At 58.5% G+C, this 21,648-nt stretch carries 16 protein-coding genes and 2 tRNA genes; 5 read left to right on the top strand and 13 right to left on the bottom strand.

The genetic code is table 11. From position 1 onward, the window contains the following. Positions 1–90: 90 nt before the first annotated feature. The 5 genes from pgi to BM403_RS19960 all read left to right on the top strand — a co-directional run bounded on the left by pgi (position 91) and on the right by BM403_RS19960 (position 8,764). Positions 91–1,755: a glucose-6-phosphate isomerase gene (gene pgi / locus BM403_RS19980; protein WP_093544344.1), complete on the top strand. Its 1,665-nt coding sequence runs from the start codon at positions 91–93 to the stop codon at positions 1,753–1,755. Between the two features lie 105 nt (positions 1,756–1,860). Next, entirely contained in the window at positions 1,861–3,798 is a 1,938-nt protein-coding gene (gene acs / locus BM403_RS19975) for an acetate--CoA ligase (RefSeq protein WP_093544341.1), read from the top strand. Positions 3,799–3,814: 16 nt separating this feature from the next. After that, on the top strand, positions 3,815–4,684 hold the full coding sequence (locus BM403_RS19970) for an oxygenase MpaB family protein (RefSeq protein WP_015885911.1): 870 nt from the start codon (positions 3,815–3,817) through the stop codon (positions 4,682–4,684). Positions 4,685–4,741: 57 nt separating this feature from the next. After that, positions 4,742–5,758, top strand: a complete 1,017-nt coding sequence (locus BM403_RS19965) for a class I SAM-dependent rRNA methyltransferase (protein WP_093544338.1) — start codon at positions 4,742–4,744, stop codon at positions 5,756–5,758. Positions 5,759–5,845: 87 nt separating this feature from the next. Then, positions 5,846–8,764: a DUF748 domain-containing protein gene (locus tag BM403_RS19960; protein ID WP_093544335.1), complete on the top strand. Its 2,919-nt coding sequence runs from the start codon at positions 5,846–5,848 to the stop codon at positions 8,762–8,764. Positions 8,765–9,051: 287 nt separating this feature from the next. Here the strand turns inward: BM403_RS19960 and BM403_RS19955 are convergent, their stop codons facing one another. The 13 genes from BM403_RS19955 to glmM all read right to left on the bottom strand — a co-directional run bounded on the left by BM403_RS19955 (position 9,052) and on the right by glmM (position 21,642). Then, positions 9,052–9,675 carry a BON domain-containing protein gene (locus tag BM403_RS19955; RefSeq protein ID WP_093544332.1) on the bottom strand — a complete coding sequence of 208 codons (624 nt, stop codon included), beginning with the start codon at positions 9,673–9,675 and terminating at the stop codon, positions 9,052–9,054. Positions 9,676–9,971: 296 nt separating this feature from the next. Further along, entirely contained in the window at positions 9,972–12,077 is a 2,106-nt protein-coding gene (gene pnp, locus BM403_RS19950) for a polyribonucleotide nucleotidyltransferase (RefSeq protein ID WP_046034287.1), read from the bottom strand. Positions 12,078–12,271: 194 nt separating this feature from the next. Next, positions 12,272–12,541, bottom strand: coding sequence for a 30S ribosomal protein S15 (gene rpsO, locus BM403_RS19945; RefSeq protein ID WP_003177875.1), 270 nt, complete (start codon positions 12,539–12,541; stop codon positions 12,272–12,274). A gap of 115 nt (positions 12,542–12,656) precedes the next feature. Then, the gene (gene truB / locus BM403_RS19940) at positions 12,657–13,574 is read right to left on the bottom strand and encodes a tRNA pseudouridine(55) synthase TruB (RefSeq protein WP_015885916.1); all 918 of its coding nucleotides are present in this window, start codon (positions 13,572–13,574) and stop codon (positions 12,657–12,659) included. Between the two features lie 3 nt (positions 13,575–13,577). Then, complete coding sequence (gene rbfA / locus BM403_RS19935) at positions 13,578–13,973, bottom strand: 30S ribosome-binding factor RbfA (protein WP_015885917.1); 396 nt, start codon at positions 13,971–13,973, stop codon at positions 13,578–13,580. A gap of 159 nt (positions 13,974–14,132) precedes the next feature. Then, complete coding sequence (gene infB / locus BM403_RS19930; RefSeq protein ID WP_015885918.1) at positions 14,133–16,658, bottom strand: translation initiation factor IF-2; 2,526 nt, start codon at positions 16,656–16,658, stop codon at positions 14,133–14,135. Positions 16,659–16,685: 27 nt separating this feature from the next. Then, positions 16,686–18,167, bottom strand: coding sequence for a transcription termination factor NusA (gene nusA, locus BM403_RS19925; protein WP_003212187.1), 1,482 nt, complete (start codon positions 18,165–18,167; stop codon positions 16,686–16,688). A gap of 47 nt (positions 18,168–18,214) precedes the next feature. After that, on the bottom strand, positions 18,215–18,673 hold the full coding sequence (gene rimP / locus BM403_RS19920) for a ribosome maturation factor RimP (RefSeq protein WP_003235029.1): 459 nt from the start codon (positions 18,671–18,673) through the stop codon (positions 18,215–18,217). 140 nt (positions 18,674–18,813) lie between these two features. Continuing rightward, a tRNA-Met gene (locus tag BM403_RS19915) sits at positions 18,814–18,890 on the bottom strand. Between the two features lie 96 nt (positions 18,891–18,986). After that, positions 18,987–19,072: transfer RNA gene (locus BM403_RS19910), tRNA-Leu, on the bottom strand. 22 nt (positions 19,073–19,094) lie between these two features. Next, positions 19,095–19,478, bottom strand: a complete 384-nt coding sequence (secG, locus tag BM403_RS19905) for a preprotein translocase subunit SecG (RefSeq protein WP_010206600.1) — start codon at positions 19,476–19,478, stop codon at positions 19,095–19,097. Between the two features lie 4 nt (positions 19,479–19,482). Further along, positions 19,483–20,238 (bottom strand): triose-phosphate isomerase, encoded by a 756-nt coding sequence (tpiA, locus tag BM403_RS19900; protein WP_015885920.1) that lies wholly within the window; start codon positions 20,236–20,238, stop codon positions 19,483–19,485. A gap of 66 nt (positions 20,239–20,304) precedes the next feature. Beyond that, complete coding sequence (gene glmM / locus BM403_RS19895) at positions 20,305–21,642, bottom strand: phosphoglucosamine mutase (RefSeq protein WP_093544329.1); 1,338 nt, start codon at positions 21,640–21,642, stop codon at positions 20,305–20,307. Positions 21,643–21,648: the final 6 nt, after the last annotated feature.

The raw sequence follows: 21,648 nt of genomic DNA, 5'->3' as shown, positions 1-21,648 counted from the left end.
TCCGGAACCCATTGCTTGATAAAAGACTGGACGTTCCGGGCTTAAAAGTGTCCTAAAGGCAGTCCCCGTAATAAAAGGAAACCCGCAGCGATGGCGTACTACCGCACTCCTCATGACGTTACCGCTCTGCCCGCCTGGCAAGCGCTCAATCAACATCGCCAAGCCATGCAGGATTTCAGCATGCGCGAAGCATTCAATGCCGATCCTCAGCGTTTCTCCCAGTTCACCTTGAGCAGCTGCGGACTTTTCCTCGATTACTCGAAAAACCTGATCACCAGCGAAACCCGTGACCTGCTCGTGGGCCTGGCCAAAGAAGTCGGCCTGAAAGACGCGATCAATTCGCTGTATGCCGGCGAGCCCGTCAACTCTTCCGAAGGTCGCCCAGCGCTGCACACCGCTCTGCGCCGTCCGGTGGGTGACAAGCTGTCGGTGAACGGCGTGAACATCATGCCGGACGTGCACAAGGTGCTGAACCAGATCACTGACCTGGTCGGCCGCATCCATGATGGCCTGTGGCGTGGCTACACCGAAAAGCCGATCACCGACGTGGTGAACATCGGTATCGGTGGCTCGTTCCTCGGCCCGGAACTGGTCTCCGAAGCGCTGTTGTCCTACGCCCATAAAGGCGTGCGCTGCCATTACCTGGCGAACATCGACGGCAGCGAGTTCCACGAGCTGACCATGAAGCTGCGCGCCGAGACCACGCTGTTTATCGTCTCGTCAAAATCCTTCAACACCCTTGAAACCCTGAAAAACGCCCAGGCCGCCCGCGCCTGGTATCTGGCTCAGGGTGGCTCGGAAGCCGAGTTGTATCGTCACTTCATCGCCGTATCCAGCAACAACGCGGCAGCCGTGGCCTTCGGTATCCGCGAAGAAAACATCTTCCCGATGTGGGACTGGGTCGGCGGCCGCTACTCACTGTGGTCGGCCATCGGCTTGCCCATCGCCCTGGCGATCGGCATGTCCAACTTCAAGGAACTGCTGTCCGGTGCCTACACCATGGACCAGCATTTCCAGAACGCCCCATTCGAAGCCAACATGCCGGTGCTGCTGGGCTTGCTGGGCGTGTGGTACGGCAACTTCTGGGGGGCGCAGAGCCACGCGATCCTGCCGTACGACCACTACCTGCGTAACATCACCAAGCACTTGCAACAGCTGGACATGGAATCCAACGGCAAGAGCGTTCGCCAGGACGGTACGCCCGTCGCTACCGATACCGGCCCGGTGATCTGGGGTGGCGTGGGTTGCAACGGCCAGCACGCTTACCACCAGTTGCTGCACCAGGGGACCCAACTGATCCCGGCCGACTTCATCGTGCCGATCGTCAGCTTCAACCCGGTGTCCGACCACCATCAGTGGCTGTACGCCAACTGCCTGTCCCAGAGCCAGGCGCTGATGCTCGGCAAGACCCGCTCCGAAGCCGAAGCCGAGCTGCGCGACAAAGGCATCCCGGAAGACGAAGTGCAGAAGCTGGCACCGCACAAGGTGATCCCGGGTAACCGTCCGAGCAACACCCTCGTGGTCGAGCGCATCAGCCCGCGTCGCCTGGGGGCACTGGTCGCCATGTATGAGCATAAAGTGTTCGTGCAGAGCGTGATCTGGGGCATCAACGCCTTCGACCAATGGGGCGTGGAACTGGGCAAAGAGCTGGGCAAAGGCGTCTACAACCGCCTGACCGGCGCCGAAGAAACCTCGGCCGAGGACGCTTCGACCCAGGGCCTGATCAACTACTTCCGCGGTCGTCACCGCGGCTGATACAGGTATTGCAGGGTCAACGTCCGTTTGGAGGTTGGCCTTGAACCCTCCCCTTGCAGGGTGCATCTTTATGACTTGTGGCTAAAACAAGAATAAGGATCGCTCATGTTCGATATCAGCACGTTTCCCACCGCCGATGCCGTCCGCCGGGCTGCGCAACTCAGTCAAGAGGACTACCAGCGCCTCTACCGCCAATCCATCGAACAGCCGGATACCTTCTGGGCTGAACAGGCCAAGGCCTTTCTCGACTGGATAACCCCTTGGCACACGGTTCATCGCTCAGACATCAACACCGGCGCCGCCCAATGGTTTGCCGGCGGGCAACTGAACGTCAGCTACAACTGCATCGACCGTCACCTGGGGCAACGCGCCGATCAACCGGCCTTCATCTGGGAAGGCGATGATCCTGCGAAATCGTCCACAATCACTTACCGCCAGCTGCACCAGAACGTCAGCCGCCTGGCCAATGTACTGAAAAGCCGTGGCGTGAAAAAAGGCGACCGGGTGTGCATCTACATGCCGATGATCCCGGAAGCCGCCTACGCCATGCTTGCCTGCACGCGGATTGGCGCCGTGCACTCCGTGGTTTTTGGTGGGTTCTCGCCGGACGCCCTGCGCGATCGTATTCTCGACACGGACTGCCGCACCGTGATCACCGCCGACGAAGGCGTACGCGGCGGCAAGCCGGTGGCGTTGAAACAAAATGTCGACAAAGCCCTGGCCAGTTGCCCCAACGTCAGTACCGTGCTGGTGGTTGAGCGCACGGGGGCTGACCTGATCTGGGTGAAAGACCGCGACATCAAGTACCGACAAGCCCTGGACGCCGCCAGCGACGACTGCCCGCCCGAGCCGATGGACGCTGAAGACCCGCTGTTCATCCTCTACACCTCCGGCAGCACCGGCAAACCCAAGGGCGTGTTGCACACCACCGGGGGCTACCTGCTGCAAGCAGCGATGACCTTCAAGTACGTGCTCGACTACCGCGACGGCGAAGTGTTCTGGTGCACCGCCGATGTGGGCTGGGTCACCGGCCACAGTTACATCGTGTACGGCCCGCTGGCCAATGGCGCGACCTCGCTGATGTTTGAAGGGGTGCCGAGCTACCCGGACAGTTCGCGCTTCTGGCAGGTGATCGACAAGCACAAGGTCAATATTTTCTACACCGCGCCCACGGCCTTGCGTGCATTGATGCGTGAGGGCCATGGCCCGCTGGAGAACACGTCCCGCGCCAGCCTGCGCCTGCTGGGCAGCGTCGGCGAACCGATCAACCCAGAAGCCTGGGATTGGTACTTCAACGCCGTGGGCGAACAACGCTGCCCGATTGTCGACACCTGGTGGCAGACCGAAACCGGCGGCATCATGCTCAGCCCCTTGGTCAGCGCGCAACGGATCAAGCCGGGCTGTGCAACCCAGCCGATGTTCGGCGTACAGCCCGTGTTACTGGATGAACACGGCAAGGCCTTCAGCGGCGCCGGCAGTGGCGTGCTGGCGATCAAAGCGAGCTGGCCGGGGCAGATCCGCAGTGTGTACGGCGATCCGCAGCGGATGATCGACACCTACTTCAAACCCTACCCCGGCTACTACTTCACCGGTGACGGTGCGCGGCGCGATGAAGACGGTGACTACTGGATCACCGGACGCATCGACGATGTGATCAACGTGTCCGGTCACCGTATCGGCACCGCCGAGGTCGAGAGCGCCCTGGTATTGCACGACCAGGTCGCCGAAGCCGCCGTGGTGGGCTACCCCCATGACGTCAAAGGCCAGGGCATTTATGCCTTTGTCACGCCCATGAATGGCGTGGAGCCCAGCGACGCGTTAAAAAAACATTTGCTGGAATTGGTCAGCAAGGAAATTGGCAGCTTCGCCAAGCCGGAACTGATTCAATGGGCACCGGCCTTGCCCAAGACCCGCTCCGGCAAGATCATGCGCAGGATTTTGCGCAAGATCGCCTGCAACGAACTCGACAGCCTCGGCGACACGTCGACCCTGGCTGACCCGAGCGTCGTAGAGGGCTTGATCGACAAGCGCCTGAACCGATAGGAAACCCCACGTCGCCATGGAATTTATTCGCAGCCGTATCGAAACCCAGTTGATGAGCCTCACCGGCCTGTCGCTGGGCCAACTGGACCTGGAAAACCCCAAGGGTGACCCAGGCCTGTTCGGGCCTGACTCGGTGAGTTGGCAAGTCCATGGCGACTTCACCAGCATGCTCGTCGGCGGCATCAGCGCCTTGATGCTGCAGGCCTTGCACCCCTTGGCCCTGGCGGGTGTATGGGACCATTCGAACTTTCGCCAGGACATGCTCGGGCGCTTACGGCGTACCTCGCAGTTCATCTCGGGCACGACCTTTGGCTCGCGCAAAGACGCTGAATGGCTGATCGAAAAGGTCCGTACCATTCATTTGCAGGTGGTCGGCCATGCGCCGGATGGTCGGCCCTATGCGGCCAGCGATCCGGAACTGCTGACCTGGGTGCATGTGGCGGAAGTCAGTCACTTCCTGGCCGCCCACTTACGGTATCGCAACCCACACCTCTCAGGCCGGGACCAGGACCGTTACTACAGTGAAATTGCCTTGGTGGCCGAGCGGCTGGGCGCACGGCATGTTCCGCGCTCGCGGCAGGAAATTTCGGATTATCTGGCACGTATTCGTCCACAACTGCTGTGCGACGATCGCAGCCGCGAGGTCCTGCGTTTGCTGCTGAATGCGCCCTCTCCCAGTACGCTGGCCAAACCTTTTGGCGCCTTGATGATGCAAGCCGGGATCGACCTGCTGCCGGATTGGGCCAGCGCCATGCTTGGACAGCACCAGAGCCCGCTGCAACGCCAGATGATCCGAGCCGGGGTCAAACGCAGTGCGCCGATGCTGCGTTGGGCCATGCGCAACGGTTCGGTACAACGCGCCCATCGGCGGATGGGGTTGATGTAGGCGACGGCGCATAGCTGTTAAACTTCGCGCCCTCAATTCCCCAGCAAGGCGCGCTCCATGTCTTCCTTGAATCAGGCGCTGCGCGCCGCCCTCGATCATCGCCAAGACCTGATCAGCGAGTTGCACGCCCAGGGCACCGACTGCTACCGCGTGTTCCACGGCAGCCAGGAAGGCGCCGGCGGCCTGACCATCGACCGCTACGGCCCGCAATTGCTGGTGCAGAGCTTCCACCAATCCCTGCAAACCGAAGCGCTGTTGGACCTGCATCAACAGATCAACCAGTCCATGGGGCTGGAATTGCTGCTGGTGTACAACGACCGTTCCCGTGGCAATTCGCGCATCGACCGCGAAGACACGGTATACCGTGCCGAGCCCGCCGCGCTGGAGGACCTGGTTGGTCACGAGTGGGGCCTCAATTACCGCGTGCGCGGGCGCCATGCCGGGCAGGACCCACTGCTGTTCCTTGACCTGCGCAATACCCGTGGCTGGGTCAAGGCGCACAGCGCCGGCAAAAGCGTGCTGAACCTGTTCGCCTACACCTGCGGCGTGGGACTGAGCGCGGCTGCCGGCGGTGCGCGTGAGGTGTGCAACCTGGACTTTGCCGAGGGCAACCTGGCGGTCGGTCGCGAAAATGGCCTGCTCAACCCGCAATTGCCCACCATGGAGTTCGTACAATCCGACTACTTCCCGGCCATTCGCCAACTGGCCGGCCTGCCGATCACCCAGCGACGTGGGCAGAAACTGCCGAGCTATCCGCGCCTGGAACAATGTCAGTACGACCTGGTTTTGCTTGACCCTCCGGCCTGGGCCAAGAGCGCATTCGGTACTGTCGACCTGCTGCGCGACTATCAGAGCCTGCTCAAACCCGCGCTGCTTGCCACGGCTGACGATGGCGTGCTGATCTGCTGCAACAACCTGGCAAAAGTCAGCATGGAGGATTGGCGCGAGCAGGTACTGCGTTGCGCTGAAAAAGCCGGCCGACCGGTGCGCGACTGCAAAATCATGACGCCCGGAGTGGACTTTCCCTCACAGGATCAACAGCCCCCCCTGAAAACCCTGATACTGCAACTGTAAGACCTTTCCCAAAGGCCCGGCTCTTCGGAACCGAAAACCCGTGCCATACTCCAAGGCACTCCTGTATGACATAGATGGCGCCGCCCCATGCCCAAAGGATTGATCCGCGCCGCTGGCGCCTTGTTGACTGCCCTTGCCCTGTACAGCTTACTGGGCTTTCTGATTCTCCCCGGTATTGCGCTTCGTATCGCCAACCAGCAGTTGGCGAATTACGCCACGGTGCCGGCGCGGATCGAACGGATCGAGTTCAATCCGTTCAGCCTGGAAGTGACGGCCTGGGGCCTGCAAATCGGTGAGCCCGGCAAGGAGCAGGTAGGTTTCGAACGCCTCTATGCCAACCTGCAGATCGACAGTCTCTGGACCCGCGCCTTGCACCTCGCTGATATACAACTGGACAAGCCCAAGACCGAGCTGTTGTTCGACAAGTCCGGCCAGTTGAATCTGGCGCAGTTGTTCAAGCTGCCACCCAGTGAGCCCACCCCGACCGATCCGGATGCCAAGCCGTTTCCGTTGCGTATCGACAGCATCAAGCTGGCGGCCGGCTACGTGCACTTCCAGGATTTACGCCCCAGCGAGCCTATCGAATTCCTCTACGACACACTCGACTTCGAGCTGAAGAACCTCAGCACCTTGCCAGAAGACAATGCCGACATGACCTTGGTCGCGGCAGGCCCTGAAGGTGGGCAGATCGACTGGAAAGGCAATTTCAGCCTGGTGCCGATCACCTCCGAAGGTACGTTGAAGGTCACTGGCGGAAAGATGAAAGCCTGGTGGCCCTACGTACGTGACGCGCTGCCACTGGTGCTTGAAGACGGCGTGCTCAACTTCAGCACCGAATACACGTTCAACCTGGCCAAAGAGACCGAACTGAAGCTGACCAACACCGCCGCCAGCATCGCACCGTTCTCCATCAAGGCCCCCGACGGCCGCCCATTGGTACGCCTGGAGCGCCTGGACGTCAGCGAGACCACCGTGGACCTGGCCAAGCAGCAGGTGATCGTCGGCAAGATCCGCAGCAACAAACTGGAAACCTGGGCGGCGCTTGAGGCCGACGGGCAGTTGGACTGGCAAAAGCTGTTCGCCAGCCAACCGAGTAAACCCGCCAAGGCGCCGGAGCCTGCGACCGCACCGGCCACCGCCGACTCGCCAAAACCCGCGCCCGCCGCGCCAAGCAAACCGTGGCAAGTGCTGCTCAAGGACGTGCAACTGCGCAATTACCAGGTGCACCTGGCTGACCGTCAGGCCAAGCCGGCGGTCGCGTTGGAAGTGGGCCCGCTGAACGTCGATATGCAGAACTTCGATAGCCTCAACCAGAGCCCGTTCACCTTGAAAGTCGACACCGGCCTGGGCAAGCAAGGCAAGCTCCAGGCGACCGGCGAAGTCAACCTCAACCCGGTCAGCGCCAAGCTCAAAGTGAACACCCAGGACATCGACCTCCGAGTTGCCCAGTCCTATATCAGCCCTTTCATCCGCCTGGAACTGCGCAGCGGCATGCTCGGCAGCGCCCTCGATGTAAACCTGAAAAGCACCGCCCCGTTGAAACTGCAAGTCACTGGCCGGGCACAGGTCGACCAGTTGCACACGCTGGACACCCTCAAGACCCGCGACTTCGTCAAATGGCAGCGCCTGGTACTGGAAGGTGTGAACTATCAACACGGCGACAGTCTGTCGATTGACAAGGTCAACCTGCTGCAGCCGTATGCGCGCTTCATGATCAACGACGACCGCACCACCAACGTGGATGACCTGTTGATACCGCAACCAGCCGACAAGAGCGCCAAGCCCGCCAGCAAAGACAAGCCCTTGGGCATTCGTATCGGGCAAATTGCGATCAATGACGGTTCCGCCAACTTTGCTGACTTCAGCCTCACACCTAACTTCGCCACGGCCATTCAACAGCTCAACGGGCAGATCGGCACGATCGACAGTCGCCAGGCCAAGCCGGCCAGCGTCGATATCAAGGGCAAGGTGGACCGGTATGCGCCGGTGACCATCAAAGGCAGCGTGAACCCGTTTGATCCTATGGCAGCGCTGGATATCGCCACCAGTTTCAAACGTGTCGAGCTGACCACCCTGACCCCCTATTCCGGTAAGTTCGCGGGGTTCCGGATCCGTAAGGGGCGCCTGAATCTCGACCTGCACTACGTGATCACCAAGGGCCAATTGAAGGCTGAGAACAAAGTGGTGGTTGAACAGCTGCAACTGGGTGAGAAAGTCGACAGCGCCGATGCCGTGGACTTGCCGATTCGCCTGGCAATCGCCCTGCTGAAGGACTCCGACGGCAAGATCTCCATCGAACTGCCGGTGACCGGCGACCTGAATAACCCGCAATTCAGCGTAATGCCGATCGTCTGGCAGACCCTGCGTAACCTGGTAGTGCGCGCGGCGACAGCGCCCTTCAAGTTTATCGGTGGGTTGGTGACGGGTGGGGGATCGGAAGACCTGGGGAATGTGTCGTTCGCCGCAGGTTCCAGCGAGTTGAACAAAGACGCTGAGGGCGCGTTGAATAAGCTGGCCAACGCGCTGAAAGAGCGCCCTACCCTGCGCCTGGAAATCGAAGGTACCGCCGCTGCCAGCAGCGATGGCCCACTTCTCGCCGCACAGCGTCTGGAGCGCGAATACCAATACAACTACTACAAGATGCTCCAGCGCCGTGGCGACAAGGTTCCGGCCCAGGCTTCCTTGGTGGAAGTACCGGAAAGTGAAAAAGCGCCCTTGCTGGAAGGCATCTACCGCACCCGTTTGAAACAGCAGCCGCCGGCGGAGTGGAAAGACCTTAGCCGTGATGAGCGCACAGCGAAGCTCAAGGACGGCGTGATCAAGTTCTGGAGCACAAGTGATGTACTGCTGCGCCAGTTGGGTCAGGACCGGGCCAGCACCGTCAAGGACTACCTGGTCGACAAAGGGAAGTTGGAAGATGACCGGGTGTACTTCATCGATGCCAACCTGGGCCAGGCCGAAAAGGATGGTCGAGTCGTGACACCGATGCACCTGGACGCCGAGTAACGCCTGAGCGACACCTGTGCAACGGTGGGAGCTGGCTTGCCTGCGATACCGACACCTCCGTGATTCAGCTGAATCGAGGTGATGCTATCGCAGGCAAGCCAGCTCCCACCGTTGTTATCGGCTGACCTTGCGATTTTTTCCAGCCCACAATAGAACAGGCCCCGACACAAGTGCCGGGGCCTGTAATGACCACATCCGTGTGGTCGGTCGCATGAACCTTAGAGGTGCATTGAGTGGATATCTAACTCACGCGCCGCCGCCGCCTAGTTCAGACGAATTATTGAGCGTTACTCTGCTTTCAGGCCGTCGGCCGATACAGCTTTAACGCCTTTGATTTTCTTGGTGATATTCACCGCGGTAGTTTTCTGAGCTTCGGTGACTGCTGCAGTCGAAGACAGGGAAACTACGCCTTTGTTGGTCTCGACTTTGATGTCGGTGCCAGGAATGCCTTTCTCGGTTACCAGATCAGCTTTTACTTTGGTAGTGATCCAAGTATCGGAGGTCGACTCTTTGGCGTTAGCCGCTGCGCCTTTGGTTTTATCGATGTTGTCAGCCTTGGTAGCGCCGCCAGCCAGCAGGCCATCAGCAGAAACGGCAGTCACACCTTTAATTTTCTTGGTGATGGCAACAGCAGTCGCTTTTTGCGCATCCGAGATAGCGACTTCCGAGGACAGGGAAACCACACCTTTGTTGGTTTCAACCTTGATGTCCGAACCCGGAATGCCTTTTTCGGTCAGCAGATCAGCTTTAACTTTGGTGGTGATCCAAGTGTCAGAAGTCGATTCTTTTGCCTTGGTGACTTCACCGGCTGCCAGGGTCATTGGCGCCTGGGAATTCTGTGCGAAGGCTACGTTAGCCATAGCCAGGGTCAGAGCGGTAGCAGTTGCAGTAGCGAGAGCGAACTTCTTCATACGAGTAACTCCTGTTTTATTAAAAGTCTGCAGTGTGTGAACCTTGATGCTGCAGCGTTAACAGGGTTATTGCAGGCAGTGTGCCAAGTCTTGATCTGGAATTAAATCGTTATAAAACAATCACTTATAAAAACAGGTAATTTTCGAAATCGTGCAACTTGCATGAAACAGTCCGCCCCTGCATGCAAGTTGCGGCTTTTTTTGAGTTTAGTAAGCGCCTGATTATTAGGCATTTTCTCACGGGCATAAAAAAAGGACTCCGAAGAGTCCTTTTTTCAGCGTAAAGCCCGGGGTGATTAAACGCCCGAAGCCTTCGCTGCTGCTACGTCCTTGATGGACAGCTTGATACGGCCGCGGTTGTCCACGTCCAGAACCAGCACTTCCACTTCCTGGCCTTCTTTCAGAATGTCGGTCACTTTCTCAACGCGAGCGTCGCTCAGCATGGAGATGTGAACCAAACCGTCTTTGCCTGGCAGGATGTTGACGAATGCGCCGAAGTCGACGATGCGCTCAACCTTACCAACGTAGATCTTGCCGATCTCGGCTTCAGCAGTGATGCCCAGAACGCGCTGACGCGCGGCTTCTGCAGCTTCCTTGGTTTCGCCGAAGATCTTGATCGAACCGTCGTCTTCGATGTCGATCGAAGCCTTGGTTTCTTCGCAGATCGCACGAATGGTCGCGCCGCCTTTACCGATAACATCACGGATTTTGTCGGTGTCGATTTTCATCGCGATCATGGTCGGAGCATTTTCCGACAGCTCGGTACGCGACTGACCAATGATCTGGTTCATCTGGCCGAGGATGTTCAGGCGCGCTTCCAGAGCTTGGCCCAGAGCGATTTCCATGATTTCTTCGGTGATGCCTTTGATCTTGATGTCCATCTGCAGCGCGGTCACACCTTTGGCGGTACCGGCTACTTTGAAGTCCATGTCACCCAGGTGGTCTTCGTCGCCCAGGATGTCGGTCAGGATGGCGAACTTCTCGCCTTCTTTAACCAGACCCATGGCGATACCGGCAACCGGCGCCTTCATCGGCACACCGGCGTCCATCAGTGCCAGGGAAGCACCGCAAACGGAAGCCATGGAGCTGGAACCGTTCGACTCAGTGATTTCCGATACGACACGGATGGTGTACGGGAACACGTCGGCGGCCGGCAGCATGGCCGAAATCGAACGACGGGCCAGGCGGCCGTGACCGATTTCGCGACGACCAGCACCGCCCATGCGACCACACTCGCCCACCGAGAACGGAGGGAAGTTGTAGTGCAGCATGAAGGGGTCTTTTTTCTCGCCTTCCAGGGTGTCCAGCAGCTGTGCGTCGCGGGCAGTACCCAGGGTCGCAACAACCAGTGCCTGGGTTTCACCACGGGTGAACAGGGCCGAACCGTGAGTCTTCGGCAGAACGCCGACTTCGATGTTCAGCGGGCGCACGGTGCGGGTGTCGCGGCCGTCGATACGTGGCTTGCCGTTAACGATGTTTTCGCGAACGGTGCGGTATTCGATTTCACCGAAGGCTGCTTTGACTTCGCTGGAAGAAGGCTGACCTTCTTCGCCGGACAGCTTGGCAACGACTTGGTCCTTCAGCTCACCCAGGCGAGCGTAACGGTCGGCCTTGACAGTGATGGTGTAGGCGTCGGAGATAGCAGCGCCGAACTCGGAGCGGATAGCGCCCAGCAGTGCAGTGGCTTCTGGCTGTGGAGCCCAGGTCCAGGTTGGCTTGGCCGCTTCGGCAGCCAGTTCTTTAACGGCGTTGATCACCACTTGGAACTCGTCGTGAGCAAACAGTACCGCGCCCAGCATCTGGTCTTCGGTCAGCTCTTTGGCTTCCGATTCAACCATCAACACGGCTTCCGAAGTACCGGCAACGACCATGTCCAGGCTCGAAGCTTTCTGCTGCTCGTAAGTCGGGTTCAGCAGGTAGCCGGTGCTTTCGTGGAAGGCGACGCGGGCAGCGCCGATCGGACCATCGAAAGGAATGCCGGAAATAGCCAGGGCCGCCGAGGTACCGATCATCGCAGCGATGTCCGGATCGGTCTTCTTGCTGGTGGAAACGACGGTGCAGACAACCTGCACTTCGTTCATGAAGCCTTCTGGGAACAGCGGACGGATCGGACGGTCGATCAGTCGGGAAGTCAGGGTTTCTTTCTCGGAAGGACGGCCTTCGCGCTTGAAGAAACCGCCAGGGATCTTACCGGCAGCGTAAGTCTTTTCCTGGTAGTGAACGGAAAGAGGGAAGAAGCCTTTGCTCGGGTCAGCGGTCTTGGCGCCAACAACGGTCACCAATACGGTGACGTCGTCGTCAACGGTAACCAGCACTGCGCCGGAGGCTTGACGGGCGATACGGCCTGTCTCGAGGGTAACGGTCGACTGACCGAACTGGAATTTTTTGATAACCGGGTTCACGGTGTCCTACCTTCTTTGTGGCTCTTGGGGAACTTGTCTTCTTACGAAATTCTTGGGCAATGTCGGGAATCGGCCCGCCGCTTGTCCAGGGTAAAACGTGTATCCAGATAAAACTTGAGGCTGGGAGCCTGCCATGGGCCAGCGGGAATCCCACTGACACACGGCAGACAACCAACCTCTAGCGCAATCGCTGATTAGCGACGCAGACCCAGGCGACCGATCAGAGTCTGATAACGACCCAGATCCTTGCCTTTCAGGTAGTCCAGCAGCTTACGGCGCTGGTTTACCATGCGGATCAGACCACGACGGGAGTGGTGATCTTTACCGTTGGCCTTGAAGTGACCTTGCAGCTTGTTGATGTTGTGGGTCAGCAGTGCAACTTGCACTTCTGGCGAACCAGTGTCACCAACAGCTTGCTGATAGTCAGCTACGATTTGTGCTTTTTCTTGAACGTCGAGAGCCATGAGGCAATCCTTTTTTCAGGAAACCACCCAAAGGGCGGTTTCAACAGGCCAGGGACAAATCCCTGTATCTAAAAATGAGTGTTGACCGTGCCTGTTAACAGCCACACTCGTTCGGTCATTCTGACCGAATCAGTCGACGCGGCGCGATGCGCCCGTCTTCGCTCACTTCACCGATACCGATAAAGCGACCGTTATGATCCTGTACCCGCACCATACCGAACTTCGGAGCGTCCGGGGCACGTACCGGTTGGCCGTTGAGCCAGTAGAACGCGCTGTGCTCCGAAAAGTGCAGCAATGGCCAATCCAGTAGACCGCTGTCCGACGGCATCAGGAAACGATCAACCGCTTCGTTCCCCCCTTCGGCGTGTACGGCTTCCAACTCTTCCAGCGTGACCGTCTGGGCCAGGCTGAACGGACCTGCCTGGGTGCGTCGCAGCTCTGCAACGTACGCGCCGCAACCAAGCTTTTCACCGATATCTTCCACCAGGGTACGGATATAGGTGCCTTTGCTGCAGTCCACGGCCAAGCGGGCAGTGTCGCCTTCATGAGCGAGCAATTCCAAGCGCGCAATAGTAACAGAACGCGGTTCGCGCTCCACTACTTCGCCCGCACGTGCCAGCTTGTAGAGCGGCTGGCCATCACGCTTGAGAGCCGAGTACATCGGCGGTATCTGACTGATTTCCCCACGAAAACCGGGTAAAGCAGCTTCAATATCAGCACGACCAACGGTCACGTCGCGAACCTGCAAAACATCACCTTCAGCGTCGGCCGTGGTGGTGGTCTTGCCCAGTTGCATCAGGGTTTCGTACCCCTTGTCGGAATCGAGCAGGTATTGCGAGAACTTGGTGGCCTCACCAAAGCACAACGGCAGTACGCCGGTGGCCAGGGGGTCAAGGCTGCCGGTGTGCCCGGCCTTCTCCGCATTGAGCAGCCAGCGGACTTTCTGCAACGCGGCATTGGAGGTGAAGCCAATGGGCTTGTCGAGCAGAATGATGCCGCTGACATTGCGACGGATACGTTTGACCTGAGCCACCGCTTACTCCTTGGCGTCTTCAGGTGTGGACGGATGCTGGCTGTCTTCAGCCACGGCGCGCTCGATCAGCGCCGACAGGTGCGCACCACGTACGACGCTTTCGTCGTAGTGGAAGTGCAACTGGGGAACACTGCGCAGCTTCATCTCACGGGCCAACTGCATACGCAGGAAGCCTGCGGCGGCGTTGAGCACCTTGATGCTTTGTGCAATTTCTTCGGCGCTGTCCTGCCCCATCACGGTGATGAAGATCTTGGCGTGACCCACGTCACGGCTCACTTCAACAGCAGTGATCGTGACCAGGCCAACGCGGGGGTCTTTGACTTCGCGACGGATCAGTTGGGCCAGCTCGCGCTGCATCTGATCGCCGATACGCTGGGTACGGCTGTATTCTTTTGCCATGTCTTGTTACCTGTTACTGCCACACGGTGAAACCCGTGGGGTCTGAAAGCGGCAAACGCCCGGCCTGACAAAAGCCAGACCGGGCGTTGCGTTTAGAGTCCGGACACTGCGCGGGGCATTTGCATGCCCACACACGGCGTGGCTCCTGAAGTGCGCGAGTTAGAGGCTGCGAGCAACCTGAACCTTCTCGTAGACTTCGATCTTGTCGCCAGCCTTGACGTCGTTGTAGCTCTTGACGCCGATACCGCATTCCATGCCGGCACGTACTTCGGAAGCGTCATCCTTGAAGCGGCGCAGGGATTCCAGCTCGCCTTCGAAGATAACGATGTCTTCACGCAGTACACGGATTGGACGGTTACGGTACACAGTACCTTCGATAACCATGCAACCGGCGATCGCGCCGAATTTCGGCGAGCGGAACACGTCACGCACCTCGGCCACACCCAGGATGTTCTCCCGGACGTCGCTGCCAAGCATGCCGGTGAGGGCCTTCTTGACGTCTTCGATGATGTCGTAGATGACGTTGTAGTAACGCATATCCAGGCCTTCCTGCTCGACGATCTTGCGAGCGCCAGCATCGGCACGCACGTTGAAGCCGAACAGTACAGCGTTGGAGGCCAGTGCCAGGTTGGCGTCGGATTCGGTGATACCACCGACACCGCCACCGACAACGCGCACTTGCACTTCGTCGTTACCCAGGCCGTTCAAGGCGCCGTTCAACGCCTCGAGGGAACCACGGACGTCAGATTTGAGGACGATGTTAAGCGTCTTCTTCTCTGCCTGGCCCATGTTCTCGAAGATGTTTTCCAGCTTACCGGCGTGAGCACGAGCGAGTTTGACTTCGCGGAACTTGCCTTGACGGAACAGAGCCACTTCACGGGCTTTCTTCTCGTCCGACAGCACGCTCATCTCGTCGCCAGCGTCCGGGGTACCGTCCAGGCCGAGGATCTCGACAGGGATGGAAGGACCGGCTTCTTTGATTGGCTTGCCGTTCTCGTCGAGCATGGCACGTACACGGCCGTAGTTCGAACCAACCAGCACCATGTCGCCTTGGCGCAGGGTACCGTCTTGAACCAGAACGGTTGCAACCGGGCCACGACCTTTGTCGAGACGCGATTCAACCACAACACCGCGACCTGGGGCCGATGGGGTTGCCTTGAGTTCGAGTACTTCAGCTTGCAGCAGGACGGCTTCGAGCAGCTCGTCTACGCCAGTACCGACTTTCGCCGAGACCGAAACGAACGGCGTATCACCGCCCCACTCTTCGGACGTCACGCCGTGAACCGACAGTTCGCTACGGATGCGATCGAGATCGGCGCCCGGCTTGTCGATTTTGTTCACGGCAACAACCAGTGGAACACCAGCGGCCTTAGCGTGCTGGACAGCTTCAATGGTCTGCGGCATCACGCCGTCGTCCGCTGCAACTACCAGGATCACGATGTCAGTCGCCTTGGCACCACGGGCACGCATTGCGGTAAACGCGGCGTGACCAGGGGTGTCGAGGAAGGTGACCATGCCGCGCTCGGTTTCAACGTGGTATGCACCGATGTGCTGGGTGATACCGCCGGCTTCGCCAGCAGCTACCTTGGCACGACGGATGTAGTCGAGCAGCGAAGTCTTACCATGGTCAACGTGGCCCATTACGGTCACAACTGGCGCACGGGAGAACGTCTCACCTTCAAACTTCAAGGACTCGGCCAGGGAGTCTTCCAAGGCGGTGTCGCTGACCAGGGTCACTTTGTGGCCCAGTTCTTCGGCTACCAGCTGAGCAGTTTCCTGATCAAGCACCTGGTTGATGGTCGCTGGGGTACCCAGTTTGAACATGAACTTGATGATTTCAGCAGCCTTGACCGACATCTGATTGGCGAGATCGCCAACCGTGATGGTCTCGCCGATCTGCACATCACGCACGACAGGGCCGGTTGGGCTCTGGAAACCGTGGGCGTTGCGTTTTTTCAGCTTGGCCTTGCCGCGACCACCACGACGGAAGCCATCGCTTTCTTCGTCGGTGGTGCGTGGAGCAACGCGTGGAGCAGGCGCTTTCTCTTTGACCGAGGCACGATGCGGAGCGTTTTTACGCTCGCCATCGCCACCACCACCGCGACGATTGTTATCGTCGGCACGTGGTTTGTCCGGACGACGAGGTTCGTCGCGCTTGCGGGCGTCAGCAGCCGGTGCTGGTGCGGCGGCAACCGGAGCGGCCTCACGCACAGCTTCAACAGGCGCTACAGGAGCGGCGACCGCTTCAGTACCAGCAGGTTGCGCAGCAGCAGGCTGGCGACGCGCTTCTTCTTCGGCGCGACGCTTGGCTTCTTCTTCAGCCTTCTGACGAGCAGCATTTTCTACTGCGCGACGTTCTTCCAGTTCGCGTTTGCGCTCGGCTTCGATTTCTTCCGGGCTGCGCTGTACGAAGACTTTCTTCTTGCGTACTTCAACGCTGATGCTCTTGCTACCAGCAACACGCAGGGTGCTGGTGGTTTTGCGCTGCAATGTAATCTTGCGCGGTTCTTCCACTTTCGCCTTGTGGCTGCTCTTCAAGTGAGTCAGCAAAGACTGCTTCTCACTATCGCTCACACCTTCATCGGCGGCGGTGTGCGGCAGACCTGCCTCACGCATCTGCTGCAACAGGCGCTCTACCGGTGTTTTGACCTCATCGGCCAGTTGTTTCACCGTGACTTGCGTCATGCACTTCTCTCCTCAGGCCGCGCCTAGTTACTCGAACCAATGGGCTCGGGCGGCCATGATCAACTTGCCGGCACGATCATCGTCAATGCCGTCGATGTCGAGCAGATCGTCAATAGACTGCTCGGCCAGGTCTTCGCGGGTAATTACGCCGCGCACCGCCAGTTCCATCGCCAAATCCTTGTCCATACCCTCAAGCGAGAGCAGGTCTTCGGCCGGATGGGCGTCTGCCAGCTTTTCCTCAGTAGCGATGGCTTTAGTCAACAAACGATCCTTGGCCCGAGCGCGAAGCTCGTTGACGGTGTCTTCGTCAAAGCCGTCGATGTTGAGCATTTCTTCCAACGGTACGTAGGCAATCTCTTCCAGGCTGGTGAAGCCTTCATCTACCAGCACCTGTGCCAGGTCTTCGTCGACTTCCAGCTCGTCGATGAAGTTGCGCAGGATGTCACCGGTTTCAGCTTGCTGCTTAGCCTGGATGTCCGATTCGGTCATCACGTTCAGGGTCCAACCGGTCAGTTGGCTCGCCAGACGCACGTTCTGACCACCACGACCAATGGCCTGAGCCAGATTGTCTGCGCCAACGGCGATGTCCATTGCATGGGCATCCTCGTCAACGATAATTGCCGCCACTTCAGCTGGCGACATGGCGTTGATCACGAACTGCGCCGGGTTATCGTCCCACAGGACGATGTCCACACGCTCACCGCCCAGTTCGCCCGACACTGCCTGGACGCGCGAACCGCGCATACCAATGCAAGCGCCTTGCGGGTCGATGCGTTTGTCCTTGGACCGAACCGCGATCTTGGCGCGCGAACCCGGGTCGCGGGACGCAGCCATGACTTCGATCAGGCCTTCGGCAATTTCCGGCACTTCGATACGGAACAGCTCGATCAGCATTTCCGGCGCGGTACGCGACAGGATCAACTGAGGGCCGCGGTTCTCGGTGCGGATTTCCTTGAGCAGCGCACGCAAGCGCACGCCAACCCGGAAGGTTTCGCGAGAGATGATGTCTTCGCGGGCCAGCAACGCTTCGGCGTTGTTGCCCAGGTCAACGATCACGTTGTCGCGGGTTACTTTTTTCACGGTGCCGGAGATGATTTCACCCAGGCGTTCGCGATAGGCGTCAACGACTTGAGCGCGCTCAGCTTCGCGAACCTTCTGCACGATGACCTGTTTGGCGGTCTGTGCAGCAATACGGCCGAATTCGATCGACTCGATCTTTTCTTCGACGACATCACCGACCTGGGCGCCTGGATGCGTTTCGGCAACCTTGCTTGGCCAGGTTTCGATGGCCGGATCATCAAGATCGGCCTCTTCGACGACCGTCCAGCGACGGAAAGTCTCATAGGCACCGGTGTGGCGGTTGATTTCCACACGCAGATCAACTTCGTCTTCAAAACGCTTTTTGGTAGCAGTAGCCAGGGCCAGCTCCAGCGCTTCAAAAATCACGTTTGCCGGTACGCCCTTTTCATTGGATACCGACTCAACAACCAGCAGTACTTCTTTGCTCATCGTACGCCTCGCCTTTCGCAAGCCATTGGATCCGCGGGATCCGCGTCTCAGTCAAAACTGGGAATAATGTTGGCCTTGTCGATCATATCGATCGGCAACAGGAACTCATGGTCTTCTACCTGCACCACGACGTCCTGCTCTTCTACACCGCGCAGAAGGCCCTGAAAGTTGCGTCGCCCTTCGAACGGGGAGCGCAGCTTGATCTTCACTTGTTCACCGGCAAATTTTGCAAACTGATCAATAGTGAACAGTGGGCGTTCCATGCCTGGCGAGGAAACTTCTAAGGTGTATTCAACGGAGATCGGATCTTCAACATCCAGCACACCGCTGATCTGACGGCTGACAATGGCACAATCGTCCACCAGCACGCCGCCCTCTTTATCGATATAAACGCGCAACATTGAGTGGCGACCTTGAGCCGAAAACTCAATACCCCAGCATTCATAGCCTAGGGCCACGACCACCGGGGCCAACAAGGCCTGCAACTCTTCTAGCTTGCTCGACACCTGAACCCCCTCGTGCATGTATGTGCATGCTGTGCAAAATAAAAAAATGGGCGAAACGCCCATCCTTGAAACGCCGTCGAACAGCGGCGTTGAAAGTGTCCAGCTAACAAAAAGCCCCTTAAAAGGGGCTCCGCTAAAACTGGTTGCGGGGGCCGGATTTGAACCGACGACCTTCGGGTTATGAGCCCGACGAGCTACCAGACTGCTCCACCCCGCGACAAAGCTGGGGCGGAAGTATACGACCGATCCCTTACAGGGTCAATGTAACCTTCCACCTACAAGAAAGCCCGCAACAGCGGGCTCTCCTGATAATTGGTACCGAGAAGGGGACTCGAACCCCTACACCCTATGGGCACAACCACCTCAAGGTTGCGTGTCTACCAATTCCACCACCTCGGCAATACAGCGCTTACAACCCTTCTTACTTCTGCTCTTGAGCTGGAGGTACGTCAGTCGCTGGAGTAGCCGACTTTTGCTCTTGAAGCACCGGGACATCATCAGAAGCCGGTTTTGCTTTTGGTACTTCCAACACTGCTGGGTTTGGGAGACCTACTTGAGTCAGCACATGAGCTTTCTCTTTAGCAAAGTAACCTAACCCCAAGCTGGTTATGAAGAAACCGGCGGCAAGTATAGCAGTAAACTTACTAAGAAAGGTAGAGGAACCTTGGCTTCCGAATACAGTATTTGAAGCACCTGCACCGAAAGACGCACCAGCATCCGCACCTTTACCCTGTTGCAACAAGACCAGGGCAACTACGCCCAAGGCAGCCAACAGATGAAAAACGACTACGACTGTTTCCAGCATTTTTTCAGTTTCCCGCGGCGCGACAGATCGCACCGAACTCATCTGCATTCAGGGAAGCTCCACCAATGAGCCCCCCATCGATATCCGGCATGCCGAACAGTTCGACCGCATTGGCCGCCTTCACGCTGCCGCCGTATAGAAGCCGCACACCTTGTGCGACTTCAGAATTCTCTGCCGCCAACTGCGCCCGGATGGCTGCGTGCACATCCTGCGCCTGTTGCGGTGTAGCAGTCAGCCCGGTGCCAATGGCCCAGACCGGCTCGTAAGCAATAACCGCCTTTGCAAACGCACCAACACCCAGCTCCTCGATGATGCTGCCAAGCTGACGCGAGACAACCTCAAGAGTCTTGCCCGATTCACGCTGCTCAAGGGTCTCCCCTATGCACAACACTGGAATCAAGCCACAAGCCTGTGCCGCTGCGAACTTGCGATTGAGTGTCCCATCACGCTCGCCCATCATCTGACGACGCTCGGAGTGCCCGACAAGCACATAGGAACAACCCGCATCAACCAGCTGACTCGGTGCAATCTCACCGGTCAACGCACCTTGCATGGCTTCCACCGCAGAATTCTGCGCGCCGACCTGAATCGACTTACCTTTCAAGCCATCAACCACTTGGGTGATATGCAAGCAAGGCGGGAACACCGCGATATCAACACCGCTAGGCAAGGCCAAGTGACGAAGGCCATTGATCAGCTCAGCGACACTGGCGCGGGTACCGTGCATCTTCCAGTTACCAGCTACCATAGTGCGACGCATGCTGTACCTCGTCGGTCAAAGTGGGCGCAGATGTTACCCAACCACATCATCACTGGCAAGCCGAATTCAGGCGCAAACTTCAGTTACCAGTTTTGCCAGGTCTTCGGCATGGCCGCGAACCTGTGTTTCGTCATCACCTTCGACCATGACACGCACCAGAGGCTCTGTGCCGGACTTACGCAACAACACTCGACCACGCCCAGCCATTGCCAGGGTCACGCGCTCGCAAGCCTCTTTGACAGCGGGGTGCTCAATCGGGTTTTCACCACCGGCAAAACGCACATTGAGCAGCACTTGCGGGCATTTGCGCAGCGACTGACGCGCCTGGGCAAGGCTCTCTTCGCGACGACGCAACGACAGCAGAACCTGCAACGCAGCAATGATGGCATCGCCCGTAGTGGTGTGCTGGAAGCAGACAACGTGCCCGGAATTCTCACCCCCCACCTGCCAGTTACGCTCCAGCAGTTCGGCGATCACATAGCGGTCACCGACATTGGCGCGCACGAACGGGATGCCCAGGTCCGCCAAGGCCAATTCAAGCCCCAGGTTACTCATCAGCGTACCGACGACACCACCTTGCAGCTTGTTACGCTCATGCAGGTCGCGGGCAATGATGAACAAAAGGTCGTCCCCATCAACGATCGCCCCCGTGTGGTCCACCATCAGCACACGGTCACCATCACCATCGAAGGCAATACCCAGGTCAGCATGCTCGGCAAGGACGGCGGCCTGCAGTTGCTCCATATGCGTGGAGCCGCAGTTGTCGTTGATATTCAGCCCGTTCGGCTGGGCCGACAGAACGGTCACGTCCGCCCCCAATTCCTTGAATACGCTTGGCGCCACTTTATAGGTCGCACCATGGGCGCAATCGACCACAATCTTCAAACCGGCGAAATTGGTGCTGCTCGGCACACTGCTCTTGCAGAATTCGATATATCGACCCGATGCGTCGTTGATACGCGACACCTTGCCCAACTTGCTGGACTCAACCACCGTCATCGGCGCATCCAGCAGCTCTTCGATCATCAACTCGATCTCATCCGGCAGCTTAGTGCCCTGACCTGAGAAGAATTTGATGCCGTTGTCGTCATGGGGGTTGTGCGAGGCACTGATCACAATACCGGCTTCAGCGTGAAAGGTGCGCGTCAGGTAGGCGATCGCCGGGGTCGGCATAGGGCCCAGCAGCATGACATCGGCACCCGCGGCGGACAGGCCTGCCTCCAGTGCGGACTCAAACATGTACCCTGAAATACGGGTGTCCTTGCCCACCAGGATGCGACACGCCCCCATACTGCGGAACGCCATACCCGCCGCCCAACCCAGCTTGAGCATGAAATCAGGAGTAATCGGAAATTCGCCGACCCGACCACGGATACCGTCGGTGCCAAAGTATTTTTTAGTCATAAGTGC

Source organism: Pseudomonas sp. OV546 (genome assembly GCF_900116845.1).
In the GTDB taxonomy this organism is placed as follows: Bacteria; Pseudomonadota; Gammaproteobacteria; order Pseudomonadales; family Pseudomonadaceae; genus Aquipseudomonas; species Aquipseudomonas petroselini.
This window is presented reverse-complemented; position numbering and strand designations above follow the sequence as displayed.

Coding starts and splice junctions, on each gene's coding strand:
- BM403_RS19970 (WP_015885911.1), top strand. CDS start 3,815: ATGGAATTTATTCGCAGCCGTATCGAAACCCAGTTGATGAGCCTCACC.
- glmM (WP_093544329.1), bottom strand. CDS start 21,642: ATGACTAAAAAATACTTTGGCACCGACGGTATCCGTGGTCGGGTCGGC.
- BM403_RS19965 (WP_093544338.1), top strand. CDS start 4,742: ATGTCTTCCTTGAATCAGGCGCTGCGCGCCGCCCTCGATCATCGCCAA.
- tpiA (WP_015885920.1), bottom strand. CDS start 20,238: ATGCGTCGCACTATGGTAGCTGGTAACTGGAAGATGCACGGTACCCGC.
- BM403_RS19955 (WP_093544332.1), bottom strand. CDS start 9,675: ATGAAGAAGTTCGCTCTCGCTACTGCAACTGCTACCGCTCTGACCCTG.
- secG (WP_010206600.1), bottom strand. CDS start 19,478: ATGCTGGAAACAGTCGTAGTCGTTTTTCATCTGTTGGCTGCCTTGGGC.
- BM403_RS19960 (WP_093544335.1), top strand. CDS start 5,846: ATGCCCAAAGGATTGATCCGCGCCGCTGGCGCCTTGTTGACTGCCCTT.
- acs (WP_093544341.1), top strand. CDS start 1,861: ATGTTCGATATCAGCACGTTTCCCACCGCCGATGCCGTCCGCCGGGCT.
- rpsO (WP_003177875.1), bottom strand. CDS start 12,541: ATGGCTCTCGACGTTCAAGAAAAAGCACAAATCGTAGCTGACTATCAG.
- infB (WP_015885918.1), bottom strand. CDS start 16,658: ATGACGCAAGTCACGGTGAAACAACTGGCCGATGAGGTCAAAACACCG.
- rbfA (WP_015885917.1), bottom strand. CDS start 13,973: ATGGCAAAAGAATACAGCCGTACCCAGCGTATCGGCGATCAGATGCAG.
- nusA (WP_003212187.1), bottom strand. CDS start 18,167: ATGAGCAAAGAAGTACTGCTGGTTGTTGAGTCGGTATCCAATGAAAAG.
- pgi (WP_093544344.1), top strand. CDS start 91: ATGGCGTACTACCGCACTCCTCATGACGTTACCGCTCTGCCCGCCTGG.